The organism is Rhizobium etli CFN 42, assembly GCF_000092045.1.
In the GTDB taxonomy this organism is placed as follows: Bacteria; Pseudomonadota; Alphaproteobacteria; order Rhizobiales; family Rhizobiaceae; genus Rhizobium; species Rhizobium etli.
The window spans coordinates 2,401,973-2,419,782 of sequence record NC_007761.1 but is presented as its reverse complement, the minus strand read 5'-3'; the positions used below and the strand labels follow the sequence as shown (position 1 = coordinate 2,419,782).

The following is a 17,810-nucleotide window of genomic DNA, read 5'->3' as shown; positions in this document are numbered from 1 at the left end:
ACCTCTCTCATTCCTGTGTCCTCAGGGATTCGCCAGAGGGATGTCACAGGAATCCAGTGCGCCCAAGTCTTTGGGCGTGAAAGAGTTTTTCTTTAGATACTGATTCATTCGCGGCGCGGACGCGCCGTGGCTGGATTTCCTGTGATGGGCACAGGAATGAGAAGGTGAAGCAGCGTAGTAGGCAATAGCGATGCTTCTCCTGCCGCGTAGCGTTGGGATCCGGAGCCGGCAGCTCAGCAGGATTTGTCAAATCGAGTTATGGTTCTCTGCAGCCGATCGATTTGCATGAGGTTTGACATGAATGGCGAAACGGCATGGGCGCTCTATGAAAGCCGTCTGAGACGGGTTTCTGCCTATATTCACGACCACCTCGACGAGGAGCTGGATATGGAGCGCCTCGCTGAGATCGCCTGCCTGTCGAGCTATCACTGGCACAGGATCTACCGGGCGATTTATGGCGAGACGCTGGCGGCCACCGTCAAGCGGCTGAGGTTGCATCGCGCGGCGGGCGAGATCGTCGGCACGGAGCTTGTCGTCAGTGAGATTGCGAAACGATCAGGCTATCCCAATCTCCAATCCTTCAATCGCATTTTCAAGTCGGTCTACGGCATGCCGCCGGCCCGCTATCGAAAAGAGGGAAGCCACACAGCCTTTAAACCCTCACCTAACGGAAAGACCCAAATCATGTTCGACGTTACCATACGTGAGATCGCACCAACCGAGCTGATCGGCGTCGCCCATACCGGCTCTTATATGCAGATCGGCAAAGCCTTCGAGACATTGTTCGGTACGCTTTACGCCCGCGGCCTCGCCAGGCCCGACATGAGGATGATCGGTGTCTATCTCGACGATCCCGATATCGTGCCGGCCGAACAGTTGCGCTCGATCGCCTGTGTAACCGGCTCCGCCGACGTTCCGGCCGAAGCGCCGTTCGAGCGACGCAGGATCGACGGCGGCACCTATGCCGTGCTGCGTCACAAAGGTCCCTATGCCGACATGCACACGGCTTATCAGTGGCTTTATGGGGAGTGGCTGCCCAAATCAGGACGGCAGTTGAAGGACAGCGTTATGTTCGAGGAATATCTCAACAACCCACGCGACGTGCCGCCAACCGAGCTGCTGACAGAAATCCACATGCCGCTTGCCTGAGCTCGCGCGAGGACGCGGCGGAGTTGCCGCGTCGTCAATCGTGCCTGAACGCTCAGGCGGCCTGCATCGTCTTGCCGGCCTCGTCGTCCAGTGCATTGGCGCGCTTATAGGCGTCACGCTGGCTGATGCGGCCGAAGTAATCGACGAACGCCTGGCGTTTTTCGATGGAACCGAAGCCGAGGCCCCAGCCGATATGCGCGCCGACATAGACGTCGGCGGCGGTGAAGCGCTCGCCGGTGACATAAGTCGAGCCGGAAACGGCCATTTCGAGCGTGTTCATGACGTCGCCGAAACCGCCGCAGCCGGCCATGCGCAGGCGCTCCGTCGGAATTTCGAAACCGAGCGCCTTCATCGTCACCGCCGATTCCAGTGGACCGGCAGCAAAGAACATCCAGCGGTAATAGCGGGCGCGCTCCTCCGGTCTTGGGGCCAGCCCCTTTTCCGGGAAGGTCTCGGCGAGGTAGGCGCAGATTGCCGCGCATTCAGTGACCACGGTGTTGCCGTGGCGGATTGCCGGCACCTTGCCCATCGGATTGACACGGAGATATTCCGGCGCCTTCATGCTTTCACCGAAGGTCAGGAGTTCGGTGCGATAGGGCCGGCCGATCTCCTCCAGCATCCAGCGCGCGATGCGGCCGCGCGACATCGGGTTCGTGTAGAATACCAATTCTTCGGCCATGACATTCCTCCTCCTGTTGTCGTGCTGGTCAGGCATTGCCGTCGCCCGGAATCAATAGCGCGGTGAGGTCTTTGTGCAAGTCCGATCGTCAGAGAGCTTTGCGATACTGGATGAAGCCTGAGCGTTCGGCGATCCGGTCGTACAGCCGCCGCGCCGTGGCATTCGTTTCGTGCGTCATCCAGTAGAGCCGGCCTGCGCCGTTTGCGCGCGCAAGAGCGGCGACCGCATCGATCAGTGCGGCACCGGTGCCGAGGCCGCGCTGGCTATCGGCGACATAGAGATCCTGCAGATAGCAGGTCCATTGCGGCAGCCAGCAGGAGCGGTGAAAAATCGCATGCACGATGCCGACGAGGCGGCCGTCTTCATCAAAGGCGCCGAGCGCGTGCATCGGTTCGTCAGGATCGTGGAAGCGGGCCCAGGTGAGATCCGTGGTGTCGGCAGAGATGACCACCTCGTAGAAGCGCTGATACGCCTTCCATAATGGCTCCCAAGCGGTACGGTCAGAGGGTTCGAGCGGGCGCACGGTCGCCGTCATTTGCGGTTCTCCCAAAATGAAAACGGCGGGGAAATCCCCGCCGTTTCAATGCTATCCCGAAACGGCCGGCTTACGCCATCGCCTTCTGCAGGTTCTGATCGATCTTGTCGAGGAAGGCGGTGGTCGAGAGCCACGGCTGATCGGGGCCGATGAGCAGCGCCAAGTCCTTGGTCATGAAGCCGGATTCAACGGTGTCGACGCAGACCTTTTCCAGCGTCGAGGCGAACTTGGCAAGTTCGGCATTGTCGTCGAGCTTGGCGCGGTGGGCGAGACCACGGGTCCAGGCGAAGATCGATGCAATCGAGTTCGTCGAGGTTTCCTGACCCTTCTGATGCTGACGATAGTGGCGGGTCACCGTACCATGAGCGGCTTCGGCTTCGACCGTCTTGCCATCGGGCGTCAGCAGAACCGAGGTCATCAGCCCGAGCGAGCCGAAGCCTTGCGCGACGGTATCGGACTGGACGTCGCCGTCGTAGTTCTTGCAGGCCCAGACGTAGCCTCCGGACCACTTCAGGGCCGAGGCGACCATGTCGTCGATCAGACGGTGTTCGTAGGTGATCCCGGCTTCCTTGAACTGATCCTTGAATTCGGTCTCGTAGACTTCCTCGAAGATGTCCTTGAAGCGGCCGTCATAGGCCTTGAGGATGGTGTTCTTGGTCGACAGGTAGACCGGCCATTTGCGCATCAGGCCGTACATCATCGAGGCGCGGGCGAATTCGCGGATCGATTCGTCGAGGTTGTACATGGCCATGGCAACGCCGGCGCCCGGCGCGTTGAAGACCTCCTTCTCGATGACGGTGCCGTCTTCACCGACGAACTTGATCGTCAGCTTGCCCTTGCCGGGGAACTTGAAGTCGGTTGCGCGGTACTGGTCGCCGAAAGCGTGACGGCCGACGACGATCGGCTGCGTCCAGCCGGGAACGAGGCGCGGAACGTTGCGGCAGATGATCGGCTCGCGGAAGATGACGCCGCCGAGAATGTTTCGGATCGTGCCGTTCGGGCTCTTCCACATTTCCTTGAGATTGAATTCCTTGACGCGGGCTTCATCAGGCGTGATCGTTGCGCACTTGATACCGACGCCGTATTTCTTGATGGCGTTGGCGGCGTCGACCGTCACCTGGTCGTTGGTGGCGTCGCGATTTTCGACCGAGAGGTCGTAATAGTCGATATCGAGGTCGAGATACGGATGGATCAGCTTATCCTTGATGAGCTGCCAGATGATGCGTGTCATTTCATCGCCGTCGAGATCGGCGACGGGATTGGCGACCTTGATCTTCTTCATGTATCTGCCTCGTTAAGCTTGGAAGGGGATATTGTCCCGGCTGGGTGATGTAATCCGGAGCGCTATAGCATTGTGAGCCGGGAACGCAAAGCTGCAACGGGCAGGGACATCACGTTTTTGCCGCCATTGCCAAGTGGCGGAAAATGGCTAACCTCCGCGGCATAAGCCCGCCCGAGTCCCGGACATTTTGCCATGAAGAAGATCGCCGTTCTGTTCGCCGGCCTTATTGCCGCCGTGCCTGTCGCACCTGGGCTTTTGCTTGCAGCCGATGCGACCGAGCCGGTCAAGGAAATCATGAAGGACACGCAGGCGAACTGGGCGAGCGACGTCAGCGACTGGATCGATATTTTCGAGGAAAGCGTACTCGGCCGGCTCTACAGCAAGGACTTCGGCGACAAATACAAAGTAGCCGCCCGGAACCCGGCGGCCGACGAGGATGGCATTTCGCCCTTCGACTATGACGTGATCGTCAACGGCCAGGATGCCTGTCCGCTGCAGGACCTTTCCATCGAAAGCGGCCAGCCGGCAAACGGCACGACAGAGGTGACCGTGAAATTCAAGGCGGCGACCTGCATGGAAGGCGCCCCCTACAAAGATGACGTCACGACTGTGCGCTTCGAGGTGATTGAGGAGAACGGCAAATCCGTCATCGATGACATCATGGTTCAGGGTGAAGAGGGGCAGCGGCCGACCTCGCTCAAGGAAACCATGACGCTGATCGCCAAGGGCCAGTAAGCGGGCGACATCCGATCGCATGGGGCGCGTCAGCGGTTTGATTTCCGCTCCCGCGGCGGTATCTATCGATGCTTCATGGCATGAGGGCTCATGCATTTGTTTTCCCGCTTTCAGTTCCGCGACTGGCTGCTTGCCAATGATCCGGCGCTTTCGCGCCTGCGCATGGCCTCGCGGGTGACGCTGACCATCCTCCTCGTATTCCTGATCCTGCTTGCCATAGAGGCTTTCATCTTGCCGCTGCCGACGGCGGCCTTCGGCCTCGGCATCGTACTGTCGATCGAAGGTGGGGTGGCGGTGCGCGACAAGGGTAATGCGCGCCAGCTGGTGACGCGGCTGTTCGGCTGTGCCGTAAGCCTTGTTGTCGTCGCCATTGCCGCAGGGCTCGAGGATCAGCGCGTTCTCTCCGATCTCGTTTTTCTCGTCATCATCTTGCTCGCATCGGCAGGCCGGGTGTTCGGGCCGCGCGGCTTTGCAATCGGCATGTTCGCCTTCACCTCCTATTTCATGGGGGCCTATTTCCAGCCGCCGCTTGCCGAACTGCCTGAGGTGGCGATCGGGCCGGTCGTTTCCGTGCTTGTCGGCCATATGGTAAGGGCGGTGCTTCTACCTGATGACTGGCGGCGCGATCTGCTGCGCTCGCTCGAAAGTGTCAGCGGGCGGATCAATCAGATCCTCTTCAAGCTCGCTGCCCTTGCCGCCAGTGGCGACATCGGCGAGGCCGACCGGCAGGAACTGCGCCAGCTGGAAGACCGGCTGAAGGAAGTGGTGTTGATGGCCGAGACCTTCATCCCGCGCCCATCAGCGGGCGTCTTCGACGGCGCTTCCAATCCCGCTGCGGAGCTGGCGATCCGGCTCTTCGATGCGCATCTTGCCGCCGAAAGCGCTATCGTGCTGAGCTTCCAGAGCCCGCCGCCCTTTGCACTCGTTCACGCGGTGATCGGGGCCGATGCGGCAGAACTCAAGAGATATGAGGGAATGATCGAGGCCAGCAAGGATCAGCCGCAGGGCGAAACCGTACGGGCGCTGCTCTGGCTGGGCGAAGCGCGGCGGCAACTGACCGAGGCGATCAACAGGGGAGGCGCATGCGGTTTCTCCGGCGTTGATGCGGCCAAGGACACAGCGCAAGCGCAGGCGATCGATTTTTCGCTGGCCAATCCGCTGCTGCGTTCAGCGCTGCAGATCACGCTCGCCTCGGCGATCGCCATGGGCTTCGGTCTGCTCTTGTCGCGCGAGCGCTGGTTTTGGGCGGTGCTTGCCTCTTTCCTTGTCTTTACCAACACCAATTCGCGCGGCGACACAGCCATGAAAGCTTTATCGCGTTCGCTCGGCACGGTGTTCGGCATCGCCATGGGCCTCGTCCTGGCGACCTTGATTTCGGGCGAGCCTGATATCGCTATCCCGGTTATGGCCATATGCATCTTTCTCGCTTTCTACTTCCTGCAGGTTTCGTACGCGACGATGACCTTCTTCATTTCGATCGTGCTCTGTCTGGTCTACGGCATGACCGGCGTATTGACGCTTGATCTGCTCAAACTGCGCATCGGGGAGACCGTGATTGGCGCGGCGGCCGGAACGGCAGTTGCTTTCGTCGTTTTCCCGGCGCGCACGCGCGGCGCGCTCGATGCTGCGCTCGCCCGTTGGTTCCAGGCGCTGCGCGAGCTGCTGGGCGCAATCGGCGAGGGCAAGAGCGGTTTCGAATTGATCGCATTGTCGCAGAAGATCGATGCCTGCTACCGCGACGTGACGGTGGCGGCCCGCCCGCTTGGCTCCTCCTGGTCGGTTGTGACGCGGCCCGGTCAGATCCGCCAGACATTGGCGATCTTTCTTTCCTGCACCTATTGGGCACGCGTCCTGGCGAGGAGCTATGAAGCACCGCCTGCCGACGATGATCAGAGGAGGTTGATCACGGCGGATCTGGCGCTGGTCGATGATGCGGCGTCACGCGGTTCTGCTTGTTTCTTTATCAAGCGCAAGGCGTCGCGAACCGCAGGGCGGCATTTGCCAGTGTCGCGAGAGGGCGCCCGGGTGGGGCTCGAGATGGTCGGTTCGGCGCTGGAAAGGCTCTATCCGCAGGCCGACACCTTGCCGTTTGCGTCGGGCGAGGCTATTGCGCGCTCGAAACAGGGATAAGACCATGGCAGGCACGAACAGCGAGCGTCAACTTCTGGCCGAAGGGCCGGCCATCATTCTGGTCGAGCCGCAGATGGGCGAGAATATCGGTATGGTGGCGCGCGCCATGGCGAATTTCGGCCTGGCCGAACTGCGTCTCGTCAATCCGCGCGACGGTTGGCCGAACGAGAAAGCGCAGGCGACGGCCTCCAAGGCGGACCACGTGATCGAGGGCACCAAAGTCTATGACACGTTGGAGCAGGCAATTGCCGATCTCAATTTCGTTTACGCCACGACGGCGCGCAGCCGCGACAACTATAAACCGGTGCGCTCCCCGGTCTTTGCCGCGCAAACGCTGCGCACAAGGTTCCGGGCGGGCGAGGCAACGGGCATTCTCTTCGGCCGCGAGCGTTGGGGGCTGACCAATGAGGAAGTGGCGCTGGCGGACGAGATCGTGACCTTTCCGGTCAATCCCGCCTTCGCCTCGCTGAATATTGCTCAGGCCGTGCTTCTGATGTCCTATGAATGGATGAAGTCCGGCATGGAGGATCTGGAAGCGGTGCCGTTCCAGGCGCTCGAGCAGCGGCCTTCCACCAAGGAGCAGCTCTTCGGCCTGTTCGACCAGCTGGAAGAAGCGCTCGATTCACGCAACTATTTCCATCCGCCCTCGAAAAAGCCGAAAATGGTGGACAACCTTCGCGCTGTTCTCTCCCGCCGGGCCTTCACGGAACAGGAAATCAGCGTGCTGCGCGGCGTCATCTCCTCCCTCGATCGCTTTTCGCGTAACAGTCCGCGCAAAGGCGGTTTCACCAGATCCGGCAAGGAAGCGCCAACCGATGACAGCGCCGACCAATGAGCTGAAACCCGTCCTCGTCTTCGATTCAGGCATAGGCGGGCTGACCGTGCTGCGCGAGGCGCGCGTGCTGATGCCGGAGCGCGGCTTCGTCTATGTCGCCGACGATGCCGGATTCCCTTATGGTGGTTGGGAAGAGCAGGCGCTGAAGGAGCGCATCATCGGGCTCTTCGGCAAGCTGCTTCAGGATTACCATCCCGAAGTCTGCATCATCGCCTGCAATACCGCCTTCACGCTTGTCGGCGCCGACCTGCGCGCGGCCTTTCCCCAAATGACCTTCGTCGGCACCGTGCCGGCGATCAAGCCGGCGGCGGAGCGCACGCGTTCGGGCCTGGTCTCGGTGCTGGCGACGCCGGGTACCGTGAAGCGAGCCTATACGCGCGATCTCATCCAGTCCTTCGCGCAGCAATGCCACGTGCGGCTTGTCGGGTCGGAAAACCTTGCGCGCATGGCCGAAGCCTATATTCGCGGCGACGCCGTCTCCGACGAGGCCGTGCTTGCCGAGATCGACCAGTGCTTCGTCGAGAAAGAGGGTTACAAGACCGATATCGTGGTGCTTGCCTGCACGCACTATCCGTTCATGGCCAATCTCTTCCGCCGTCTTGCGCCCTGGCCGGTCGACTGGCTCGATCCGGCCGAGGCAATCGCGCGGCGCGCCCGCACGCTGGTGCCGCTGGTTGCCGATGCGGTGCATCCGGACAATTTCGACTTTGCAGTCTTCACATCAGGCAATCCCGATTTTGCCACGCGACGATTGATGCAGGGATTCGGCTTGAGAGCGTAAGCGGAATTGTCCTGTGGGTTGGCGAAATCCGGTCCTGAAAAACTGCGCATTCTTTGATAGACGGGGCTTTGCCGTTTCGGAAGAATGGCACTTCATTCATGTGAGTCTCTTCGCCGCGAGGATCAGCATTGCAGGTTGGCATCGATATGGGATTGGCGTCCGGCGCTCCGGCGACGCTCGATATCGAGGAGCTGCTGGCGACGCGCCTGCTCGTGCAGGGCAATTCCGGGTCGGGCAAGTCGCATCTCCTGCGCCGCTTGCTCGAGCAGTCTGCACAATGGGTGCAACAGGTCATCATCGATCCCGAGGGTGATTTCGTCACGCTTTCCGACAGGTTCGGTCACATCGTCGTCGACGGCGAGCGGACCGAGGCGGAGCTGGCAGGCATTGCCAACCGCATTCGCCAGCATCGCGTGTCCTGCGTGCTGACGCTCGAAGGTCTCGATATCGAGCAGCAGATGCGCGCTGCCGCCGCCTTCCTCAACGGCATGTTCGATGCCGATCGCGAATATTGGTATCCCGTCCTTGTCGTCGTCGATGAGGCGCAGATGTTTGCCCCCTCCGTCGGCGGTGACGTTTCGGAAGATGCGCGCAAGATGTCGTTGGGCGCGATGACGAACCTGATGTGCCGCGGCCGCAAGCGCGGTCTTGCCGGGGTGATCGCGACGCAGCGGCTTGCCAAACTTGCCAAGAACGTCGCGGCCGAAGCCTCGAACTTCCTGATGGGCCGCACCTTCCTCGATATCGACATGGCGCGCGCCGCCGATCTGCTCGGCATGGACCGGCGCCAAGCGGAGATGTTCCGCGATCTGAAGCGCGGCAATTTCGTCGCTCTCGGTCCCGCGCTGTCGCGCCGGCCGCTGCCGATCCAGATCGGCGCAGTGGAAACGTCGGCGCGCTCCTCCAGCCCGAAACTGATGCCGCTGCCGGATGCGCCCCAGGATGTCGAAGATCTGATCTTCACCCCCGATCCCGAGGAGTTCCAGCGCCCGCTGGTGCGCCGCACGCCGCCGGCGCCGCGGCCGACGACCGATATCCTGGCGGAGCTCTCACGCTCGACGCCGGCGGCGTCGCCTGCACCTGTCGAGGCGCGGGCGAGCCAAGTGGAGATTTCGGCCGAGGAACGGGAAGAGCGCCTTGCCGGCGTGTTTGCCGAAATACTCGACGATCCCGCCTCCGCCTTCCGCACCGATTCGGTGCTCTACCAGGATTTTCTCGTGCGGCTGCGCATGCGCCGCGTCCCGGGACCGCCGATTTCGCTGCCGGATTTCCGCCGGCGCGTGGCGATCTCCCGCTCCGGCGTCGATGCCGCGACAGCCGCGAGCGACGAGTGGGCGACGGCGCTATCGTTGTCATCAAGTGTCACCGACGACCTGCAGGGTGTTTTCCTGATGCTCGCCAAGGCCGCCGTCTGCGGCGAACCGTGCCCTTCGGACGCCCGCATCGCCCGCGCCTACGGAACCCACTCGGCGCGGCGCGCCCGCCGTCTGCTCGGTTATTTCGAGGAGCAGGGGATCGTCGTTGTGCATACGGATTTCTCGGGCAAGCGCATCGTGGCTTTCCCCGACATGAATTGCCAGACCGCGCCGGGCGACGCCAACGCGCCCGATACCGGCGATCAGCCCTTGGCTGCGGAATAGTAGCGCTTTCGGGCTTTGGCGCAGTTGACATTTTCATGACGGGCCTCTAAAGACCGCGCCAAGCACCGGGCAGCAATGTCCGGTGTTTCATTTGACATGTCCCGTGGATCGTTTCTGTTCGCGTAACCGAAACATCCTGTCAGGTCTCGGCAGAGGTCAGAGGAGGGCGTGTTTCCTTCGCGCGGTTTGGCAACAGGCCGCCATAAACTTTTGAAAGGAAATACGATGAGCAAGCGCGAATCGTCCAAGTACAAAATTGACCGCCGTATGGGCGAAAACATCTGGGGTCGTCCGAAGTCCCCGGTGAACCGCCGCGAATACGGCCCGGGCCAGCACGGCCAGCGCCGCAAGGGCAAGCTTTCGGACTTCGGTGTGCAGCTGCGCGCCAAGCAGAAGCTCAAGGGTTACTACGGTGACCTGCGCGAGAAGCAGTTCCGCGCCATCTTCGCAGAAGCTGCCCGCCGCAAGGGCGACACCTCGGAAAACCTGATCGGTCTGCTGGAATCGCGCCTCGACGCGATCGTCTATCGCGCCAAGTTCGTTCCGACGGTCTTTGCTGCCCGTCAGTTCGTCAACCATGGCCACGTCACCGTTAACGGCGTGCGCGTCAACATCGGTTCCTATCGCTGCAAGGCTGGCGACGTCATCGAAGTTCGCGAGAAGTCGAAGCAGCTGGTGACCGTTCTGGAAGCCGTCAGCCTCGCCGAGCGTGACGTCCCCGACTATATCGAAGTCGATCACAACAAGATGGTTGCTACCTTCGGCCGCGTCCCGACGCTCAGCGATGTTCCGTTCCCAGTTGTCATGGAACCGCATCTGGTCGTCGAATTCTATTCGCGTTAAGAAGCACCAGGCGTTTTCGCTTATGGAAAAGCCGCTCTTTCGGGCGGCTTTTTTGTTATTCGGAGAGAAGCGATGGCGGATTTGCAGGCGACCCTCGACAGCATCTACACCGATATCCTGCCGCGCATCGGCGAGGGCAAGGTCGCCGACTATATACCCGAGCTCGCCAAGATCGATCCGCGGCAGTTCGGCATGGCGATCGTCACCGTCGACGGCCAGGTCTTTCGGGTCGGCGATGCCGATATCGCCTTTTCGATCCAGAGCATATCCAAGGTCTTCATGCTGACCTTGGCGCTCGGCAAGGTCGGCGAGGGACTGTGGAAGCGGGTCGGGCGCGAGCCATCGGGATCGGCCTTCAATTCGATCGTCCAGCTCGAACACGAGAGCGGCATTCCTCGCAATCCCTTCATCAATGCCGGCGCGATCGCCGTCACCGACGTCGTCATGGCGGGCCATGCGCCGCGCGAGGCGATCGGCGAGCTGCTGCGTTTCGTGCGGTATCTCGCCGACGACGAGTCGATCACCATTGACGACAAAGTGGCGCGTTCCGAAACGCAGACGGGATACCGCAACGTCGCACTTGCCAATTTCATGCGCGCCTATCGCAATCTCGACCATCCCGTCGATCACGTGCTCGGCGTCTATTTCCATCAATGCGCGCTCGCGATGAGCTGCGAGCAGTTGGCCAGGGCTGGGTTGTTCCTGGCGGCGCGGGGCAGCAATCCGATGACCGGTCATTCCGTGGTCTCGCCGAAGCGGGCGCGGCGTATCAATGCGCTGATGCTGACCTGCGGCCATTATGACGGCTCGGGCGACTTTGCCTATCATGTCGGTCTGCCCGGCAAGAGCGGCGTCGGCGGCGGCATTTTTGCAGTAGCGCCCGGCATTGCCTCGATCGCGGTCTGGTCGCCGGGGCTGAACAAGGTCGGCAATTCGCAGCTTGGCGCCGTGGCGCTTGAGATGCTTGCGGCCCGCACCGGCTGGTCGGTTTTCGGCGATTGAGGCTGTGTTGCCGTATGACTTTCTGCTAAGGCAGGCAGATCTTCGATAGGACGGAGCAATGAATATCGCAGCCAACATCGCTGATGATCCGGAAACTGGCGACATCGACGACGGTGCCGGTCCGGCACTCTTTGCCGATGCGCCACGTTCGGTCTCCTTCAACAAGCTGCGCAAGCGCCTGCTCAGGCAGGTACGCCAGGCTTTCGATGACTTCGACATGCTGAAGGGGCAGAAACGCTGGCTGGTCGGCCTTTCCGGCGGCAAGGATTCCTACGGTCTGTTGGCGCTGCTGCTCGATCTTAAATGGCGCGGCCTGCTGTCGGTGGAGCTCATTGCCTGCAATCTCGACCAGGGGCAGCCGAACTTTCCAAAGCATGTGTTGCCGGATTATCTGACGAAGATCGGCGTCCGGCATCGGATCGAATATCGCGACACCTATTCGATCGTGAAAGAAAAAGTGCCCGAAGGCGCCACCTATTGCTCGCTCTGTTCGCGGCTGCGGCGCGGCAATCTCTATCGCATCGCCCGGGAGGAGGGCTGCGACGCCTTGGTGCTCGGCCATCACCGTGAGGACATTCTCGAAACCTTCTTCATGAATTTCTTTCACGGCGGGCGGCTTGCCTCTATGCCGGCAAAGCTTCTGAACGACGAGGGCGACCTGATGGTGCTGCGGCCGCTCGCCTATGCCGCCGAGGACGACCTTGCCAGGTTCGCCGCCGCCATGCAGTTTCCGATCATTCCCTGCGATCTCTGCGGCTCCCAAGACGGGCTGCAGCGCAATGCGATGAAGGACATGCTCGCCGATATCGAACGGCGCATGCCTGGACGCAAGGACACGATGCTGCGGGCGCTTTCGCATGTGAACCCGTCGCATCTGCTCGATCCGAAACTCTTCGACTTTTCCAGCCTTGGTGTCACCGATCCTTCATGAAAGGCCGGCTAAGCAGGCTGGCTCTTTGAAGGACAGCAATTCGCATGACTATTTCAGATCAGGATATTCTCTTTCTCGGCGAATGTGTAAAGGACGCGGCGCGTGCGGAAATCATGCCGCGTTTCCGCAACCTCGGCGATACGGATGTTTCGGAAAAAACCTCGGCAACCGATTTGGTGACGCAGGCGGATCTGCTTGCCGAACACCGGATCACCGCGGCCCTGAAAGAGCGCTTTCCCTCGGCACTCGTCGTCGGCGAGGAAGCCTATGACGCCGATAAATCGGTGGTGCCGGCGCTTGCCGATGCCGAGCTTGCCTTTGTCATCGATCCTGTCGACGGCACGTTCAATTTCGCCGCCGGACTTCCCGTCTTCGGAACGATGCTTGCGGTTACCGTCAGGGGCGAGACCGTCGCCGGCATCATTCACGATCCCGCTCTCGGCGACACGGTGACGGCGATCAAGGGGGCGGGCGCCTTTCTGTTGCGCCGGGATGGACAATCGAGCAGGCTGAGCGTGGCTGAGCCTGCCGCCTTGAACCAGATGGTCGGCGGCATGTCATGGGGCCATATGGAAGAGCCCGATCGCTCGCGCATCTGCGCCAACATGGCAAAGGCGCGAATGACCTTCGCTTTCAACTGCTCGGCCTATGAATATTGGATGGTCGCATCCGGCAAGATGCATTTCATTGGTCATGCGAAGCTGATGCCCTGGGATCACCTGGCCGGCGTGCTCGCGCACCAGGAGGCGGGCGGCCACACGGCGAAATTCGATGGCACACCCTACCGTCCGGGCGAGACGACCGGCGGCATCATTTCTGCGCCTGATAGGGAAAGCTGGCAGCTGATCCGGCGCGAGATCGTCGGCATTTGATATGAGGCCTCGGCCGAAGTGAGAGGATTTGATATGACAACAAGCGTTGACGTGACCGTTCTCGCCGATCTCCTGCGCCGCGCGGCAAAGGCCGAGATCCTGCCGCGCTTCCGCCGGCTCGGCCGCGATGAAGTGCGCGCCAAGAGCGAGGCGACCGATCTTGTCACCGAGGCCGACGAGCAGGCCGAGCGGATGATCAAGGCGGAAGCGCAACAGCTCTGGCCGGACGCGCTGTTCCTCGGGGAAGAGTCGGTGGCGGCCGACCCGACGCTGCTTGGCAGGCTTGCCGGTGCCGATCTCGCGATCGTGGTCGATCCGGTCGACGGAACGTTTAACTTCGCCGCCGGCATTCCGGCCTTCGGCGTCATGGCCTCTGTCATTTCAGGCGGCGAAACCATTGCCGGCATCATCTACGATCCGATGGGCGACGACTGGGTGATGGCGGAGAAGGGCGGTGGCGCCTGGCTTCGCAGGCCGGATGGCGAGGTGCAGCGACTGCAGGCCGCCGAACCTGTTGCGCTTGATCAGATGGTCGGCATGGCTTCGACCGGCTATTTACCGGTGGAGAAGCGCGCCGAGGTCCTGGGCAATCTCGCCAAGGTGCGGTTCCTTACCAACTACCGCTGCGCCGCTCACGAATACCGCACTCTTGCCGGCGGGCACGTTCATTACCTGATGTACAACAAGCTGATGCCTTGGGATCATCTTGCCGGCACGCTGATCTCGCAGGAGGCCGGCGCCTATGCGGCCCGCTTCGATGGCTCGCCCTACCTGCCGCAGCATCTCGACGGCGGACTGCTGATTGCGCCCGACAAGGCATCGTGGGACACGCTGCGGCGTGAGGTCGTTACCATCTAGAGCTTTTCCGGGTTAGATTGAAGCATTCTGTTGGTTCAAACGGAGTCGGATGGTCGACCGGCCGGCGCGCGTCGTAGCCCAGCTCTACGGCCAAGTCGGCCGGTCGATCAGCCGGCCCGTTTCAGCCAACCCTCCCGCAGATTTGCCTGGCAAATCTGCAAGACTTTGGAATCGCCGGACGCACTTGTCGCTTCGCCGTGGCGAAGCGGTGCGGCCGGTGGGCCGGGCATGTTTCCGCCAGGATCAGAGGCGATCGGCTCGGACGTACCTGGAGGTATGCCCATCGCCAATCGCCTCTGCCCTGACGAAAACCTGCTCCGGCAGAATGCTTCAAGCTAACCCGGAAAAGCTCTAAACCTATGCGACCGGCCGTCGCAAAGCCGGTCGTAAATGACAATTTAGGTGTAGAACTTTTCCATCAGGAAGTTTTCCAGGCCCTGTCCGCGCTTCTCGACGATTTGCAGGGTTACCACGCGAAATCCTTTGCGTTCAAAGAACCGACGAGCAGTTCTGCTGGCTTCCGTATATATTCGGCGGAACCCCAGCCTGAGAGCCTCTTCATCGACCCTGCCCAGTAGGCGGGTTGCTACACCGAGCCCTTGAAAGTCAGGGTGGACGAACATCATGTCGAGGCACCCGTCGCTGGTGAGATCCGAAAAACCCGCGGGGTTTCCGGCGATCTCTGCTATCCATGCCGGCCTGCTCATCCTTCGTTCCGCCCACAGGCCGCGATCCTCCACCTTTGCCCAAGCTTCGATCTCGGCGGAGGAATAGTCTTTTGACGAGACTTCTCGGATGGAGCGTAGAAAAATCTCGATCGTGGCGTCCACGTCACCCGGCGCATAAGGCCTGATCAGAATTCGCTCGTCCACCAAGACCTCCTTGAATTAATCCGGTTCACCTGCCTCAGAAATGGGCGGCGCCCGGATCGACTTGCGGGCTGTCGCCGGGATGGGTGAAGAGCTTGCCGTTCTCAGCCCAGAGCGTGGCGGCGATCGTCAGCAGGCCGAAGAGCGCGAAGCCGCCGAAAAGCGGCTGCACCGTGCCGTTGAACATCTGGCCGACCAGACCGCCTAAGATGGCGCCGAAGGTTGTCGAGACAAAGCCGGTAATGGCGGTCGCCGTACCTGCGAGATTGCCCATTGGTTCGAGGCTGATGGCGGTGAAATTGGTGGCGATCACCGCAAACATCATCAGAACGATAGTGAAGATGCTGTAGGCGGTGGCGAAGTCCGGCTTGCCCGCCAAGGCGATTACGAAGCCGACAGCTGACAGCGCCGTGAAGATCAGCAGCGCCGCGTGCGAGATGCGGCGCATGCCGAATTTGCGGACGAAGAAGCCGTTGGCGAAATTGGCGACGGCAATGCCGCCGGCGGTCGCCGCAAAGGCGATCGGCAGCCGGTCGCCAAGGCCATAGACTTCACCGAAAACCTGCTGCACGGAAATCACATAGGCGCTGATGACGCCGGTGAACATGGTCAGACCGATCATGTAGCCGCAGGTGATGCGGTTGGTGAGCACGGTCTTGAAGCCGTCGGCGACGGAGCCGACCGACAGCGGCAGGCGTTCTGCCGGAGGCAGCGATTCCTTCAGCCGCAGAAGAGCCCAGACGAACAGAATGGTGGCGACGGCGCCGAGCAGGATGAAGATCCAGTGCCAGTTGGCATAGAGGACGATAAGCTGGCCGACCGAAGGGGCAACGATGGGCACGATCATGAAAACGATCATGACATAGGACATGACGCGGGCCATTTCGCGGCCGCCGAAGCAGTCGCGGACGATGGCCATGGTGGTGATGCGCACGGCCGCGCCGCCCACCCCCTGAACGAAGCGCATGAGGAGCAGCATTTCGAAGCTGCCCGTTGCGGCAGCGGCAAACATCGCGACCACATAGCAGGCAAGGCCGCCAAGCAGGATGTTGCGGCGGCCGAAGGTGTCGGAAAGGCTGCCGAAGAATATCTGCGAGACTCCGAAGCCGAGGAAGAACACGCCTATGATAAGCTGCGCGTCGTTGGTGTTGGTGACGCCGAGGGAATGGCCAATATTGGGTAATGCCGGCAGCATGCTGTCGATTGCCATGGCAATGCTGGCGGTCATGATGGCGATGGTGACGACGAATTCGCCGAAACCCATGCCGATACGGCGGGAGCCCTGGTTTTCCTGGTGCGGCTTATGCGGCGGCGTCATGCGGTGAAATCCTGGATGCGGAAGCGACCGGCCGTTCAAATGGCCGGATTATGCTGATGGAAGAGGCGGCCCTTCTCGGCGATCAGCACGAAGATGAGACCGATGATCGAGACGATGAAATAACCGGCGACCATCGGCAGCGCAGTGCCGTCGAAAGCCTGCCCGATGCCGGCGCCGATAAGGGCGCCGCCGACCGTGCTCATGAAGCCGAGAACGGAGGAGGCAGTGCCGGCGACATGTCCGAGCGGCTCCATGGCAAGCGAGTTGAAGTTCGAGCCGATCCAGCCGAACTGGAACATCGCCAAGCCGAAGAAGGAGATAAACAGCGCAAACGGCATCGGCTCGGAGCTTGCCGTCTGGACGATCAGCCAGATGGTGTTGATGGCGATAAAGCCGAGGAGAGAACCGTGTGACAGACGGCGCATGCCGAGCTTACCGACGAAGCGGGAATTGAAGAAGGACGACAGCGACATGAAGATCGCCACGCCGGCAAAGGCGAAGGGGAAATAGACGCCGAGGCCGTAGATGCCGACATAAATCTGCTGGGCGGAATTGATGAAGCCGAACAGCGCGCCGAAGATGAAGGTGCTGGCGATCGTGTAGCAGAGCGCCACGCGGTTGGTCAGCACCAGCTTGAAGGCGCCGAAGATCGAGCGGGCGGTGAAGGGGCGGATATTCTGCGGATGCAGCGTTTCCGGTAGGCGGACATAAGCCCAGACGCCGATTGCCGTTGCCATTGTGGCGATGAAGAGGAAGATCAGGTGCCAGTTGCCGAAGAACATGACGATCTGGCCGGTGCCGGGCGCAATCACGGGCACGATCATGAAGACCATCATGATGAGCGACATGACCTCCGCCATCTGCCGGCCGCCATAGATGTCGCGGACGATGGAGATGGTGATGACGCGGGTGGCGGCCGAGCCGACGCCCTGGATGAAGCGCAGCACCAGCAGCCCGGCGAAGGAGGGAACGAAAACGATTCCGATGGCGGAGGTGATATAGACGACGAGGCCGATCAACAGCGGCGTGCGGCGGCCGAAGCGGTCGGAGAGCGGACCGTAGAAAAGCTGGGCGCAGCCGAAACCGAGCAGATAAGAGGAGACGACGAACTGCCGGTGATTTTCGCTTTCGACGCCGAGGCTCGCGCCGATCTGCTGCAGCGCCGGGAGCATGATGTCGATGGCAAGCGAGTTGATGGCCATCAGAAAGGCGGCAAGCGCGATGAACTCACGCTTGCCCATGGGCAGGCGGCCCGCGGACACGGCTTGTGATGAATCTGTCACAATGAAATTCCCATAAACGGGCCAAGGCGCTGCTCACCGCAGCGCCTCGGACTCGAGAAACAGATGTG

General features: G+C 61.3%; 17 protein-coding genes. 11 read left to right on the top strand and 6 right to left on the bottom strand.

All coding sequences use genetic code 11. The annotated features are described in order from the left end of the window. Window positions 1-297 precede the first annotated feature (297 nt). Window positions 298-1,149, top strand: coding sequence for an AraC family transcriptional regulator (locus RHE_RS11860; RefSeq protein WP_020921417.1), 852 nt, complete (start codon window positions 298-300; stop codon window positions 1,147-1,149). Window positions 1,150-1,201: 52 nt separating this feature from the next. Here the strand turns inward: RHE_RS11860 and RHE_RS11855 are convergent, their stop codons facing one another. The 3 genes from RHE_RS11855 to RHE_RS11845 all read right to left on the bottom strand — a co-directional run bounded on the left by RHE_RS11855 (window position 1,202) and on the right by RHE_RS11845 (window position 3,645). Then, window positions 1,202-1,828 carry a glutathione S-transferase family protein gene (locus RHE_RS11855; protein WP_011425580.1) on the bottom strand — a complete coding sequence of 209 codons (627 nt, stop codon included), beginning with the start codon at window positions 1,826-1,828 and terminating at the stop codon, window positions 1,202-1,204. A gap of 88 nt (window positions 1,829-1,916) precedes the next feature. Continuing rightward, window positions 1,917-2,363 carry a GNAT family N-acetyltransferase gene (locus tag RHE_RS11850; RefSeq protein WP_011425579.1) on the bottom strand — a complete coding sequence of 149 codons (447 nt, stop codon included), beginning with the start codon at window positions 2,361-2,363 and terminating at the stop codon, window positions 1,917-1,919. A 70-nt stretch (window positions 2,364-2,433) separates the two neighbouring features. Beyond that, window positions 2,434-3,645, bottom strand: a complete 1,212-nt coding sequence (locus RHE_RS11845) for an NADP-dependent isocitrate dehydrogenase (protein ID WP_020921416.1) — start codon at window positions 3,643-3,645, stop codon at window positions 2,434-2,436. A 192-nt stretch (window positions 3,646-3,837) separates the two neighbouring features. Between RHE_RS11845 and RHE_RS11840 the strand changes: the two genes are divergently transcribed. The 10 genes from RHE_RS11840 (at window position 3,838) to RHE_RS11795 (ending at window position 14,272) form a co-directional block, all read left to right on the top strand. Continuing rightward, window positions 3,838-4,380: a hypothetical protein gene (locus RHE_RS11840; RefSeq protein WP_011425577.1), complete on the top strand. Its 543-nt coding sequence runs from the start codon at window positions 3,838-3,840 to the stop codon at window positions 4,378-4,380. A gap of 90 nt (window positions 4,381-4,470) precedes the next feature. Then, window positions 4,471-6,510, top strand: a complete 2,040-nt coding sequence (locus RHE_RS11835) for an FUSC family protein (protein ID WP_011425576.1) — start codon at window positions 4,471-4,473, stop codon at window positions 6,508-6,510. 4 nt (window positions 6,511-6,514) lie between these two features. Then, window positions 6,515-7,345: an RNA methyltransferase gene (locus tag RHE_RS11830; protein WP_011425575.1), complete on the top strand. Its 831-nt coding sequence runs from the start codon at window positions 6,515-6,517 to the stop codon at window positions 7,343-7,345. Continuing rightward, entirely contained in the window at window positions 7,326-8,126 is an 801-nt protein-coding gene (murI, locus tag RHE_RS11825) for a glutamate racemase (RefSeq protein WP_011425574.1), read from the top strand. The genes RHE_RS11830 and murI overlap by 20 nt, the downstream gene beginning before the upstream one ends. A gap of 128 nt (window positions 8,127-8,254) precedes the next feature. Continuing rightward, window positions 8,255-9,766, top strand: coding sequence for an ATP-binding protein (locus tag RHE_RS11820; RefSeq protein ID WP_042118546.1), 1,512 nt, complete (start codon window positions 8,255-8,257; stop codon window positions 9,764-9,766). Window positions 9,767-9,991: 225 nt separating this feature from the next. Further along, complete coding sequence (gene rpsD, locus RHE_RS11815) at window positions 9,992-10,609, top strand: 30S ribosomal protein S4 (RefSeq protein ID WP_011425572.1); 618 nt, start codon at window positions 9,992-9,994, stop codon at window positions 10,607-10,609. Window positions 10,610-10,681: 72 nt separating this feature from the next. Further along, entirely contained in the window at window positions 10,682-11,611 is a 930-nt protein-coding gene (locus tag RHE_RS11810) for a glutaminase (protein ID WP_011425571.1), read from the top strand. Window positions 11,612-11,669: 58 nt separating this feature from the next. Then, window positions 11,670-12,542, top strand: a complete 873-nt coding sequence (ttcA, locus tag RHE_RS11805) for a tRNA 2-thiocytidine(32) synthetase TtcA (RefSeq protein WP_011425570.1) — start codon at window positions 11,670-11,672, stop codon at window positions 12,540-12,542. Window positions 12,543-12,586: 44 nt separating this feature from the next. Beyond that, the gene (locus RHE_RS11800) at window positions 12,587-13,414 is read left to right on the top strand and encodes an inositol monophosphatase family protein (RefSeq protein WP_011425569.1); all 828 of its coding nucleotides are present in this window, start codon (window positions 12,587-12,589) and stop codon (window positions 13,412-13,414) included. A 33-nt stretch (window positions 13,415-13,447) separates the two neighbouring features. Continuing rightward, window positions 13,448-14,272: an inositol monophosphatase family protein gene (locus tag RHE_RS11795; protein WP_011425568.1), complete on the top strand. Its 825-nt coding sequence runs from the start codon at window positions 13,448-13,450 to the stop codon at window positions 14,270-14,272. A gap of 398 nt (window positions 14,273-14,670) precedes the next feature. On the opposite strand, the gene RHE_RS11790 is transcribed toward RHE_RS11795, so the two are convergent. The 3 genes from RHE_RS11790 to RHE_RS11780 are packed head-to-tail and all read right to left on the bottom strand — an operon-like array spanning window position 14,671 to window position 17,700. Further along, window positions 14,671-15,144, bottom strand: a complete 474-nt coding sequence (locus RHE_RS11790) for a GNAT family N-acetyltransferase (protein ID WP_011425567.1) — start codon at window positions 15,142-15,144, stop codon at window positions 14,671-14,673. 34 nt (window positions 15,145-15,178) lie between these two features. Continuing rightward, the gene (locus RHE_RS11785; protein WP_011425566.1) at window positions 15,179-16,459 is read right to left on the bottom strand and encodes a multidrug effflux MFS transporter; all 1,281 of its coding nucleotides are present in this window, start codon (window positions 16,457-16,459) and stop codon (window positions 15,179-15,181) included. 35 nt (window positions 16,460-16,494) lie between these two features. Further along, window positions 16,495-17,700: a multidrug effflux MFS transporter gene (locus RHE_RS11780; protein ID WP_011425565.1), complete on the bottom strand. Its 1,206-nt coding sequence runs from the start codon at window positions 17,698-17,700 to the stop codon at window positions 16,495-16,497. Window positions 17,701-17,810: the final 110 nt, after the last annotated feature.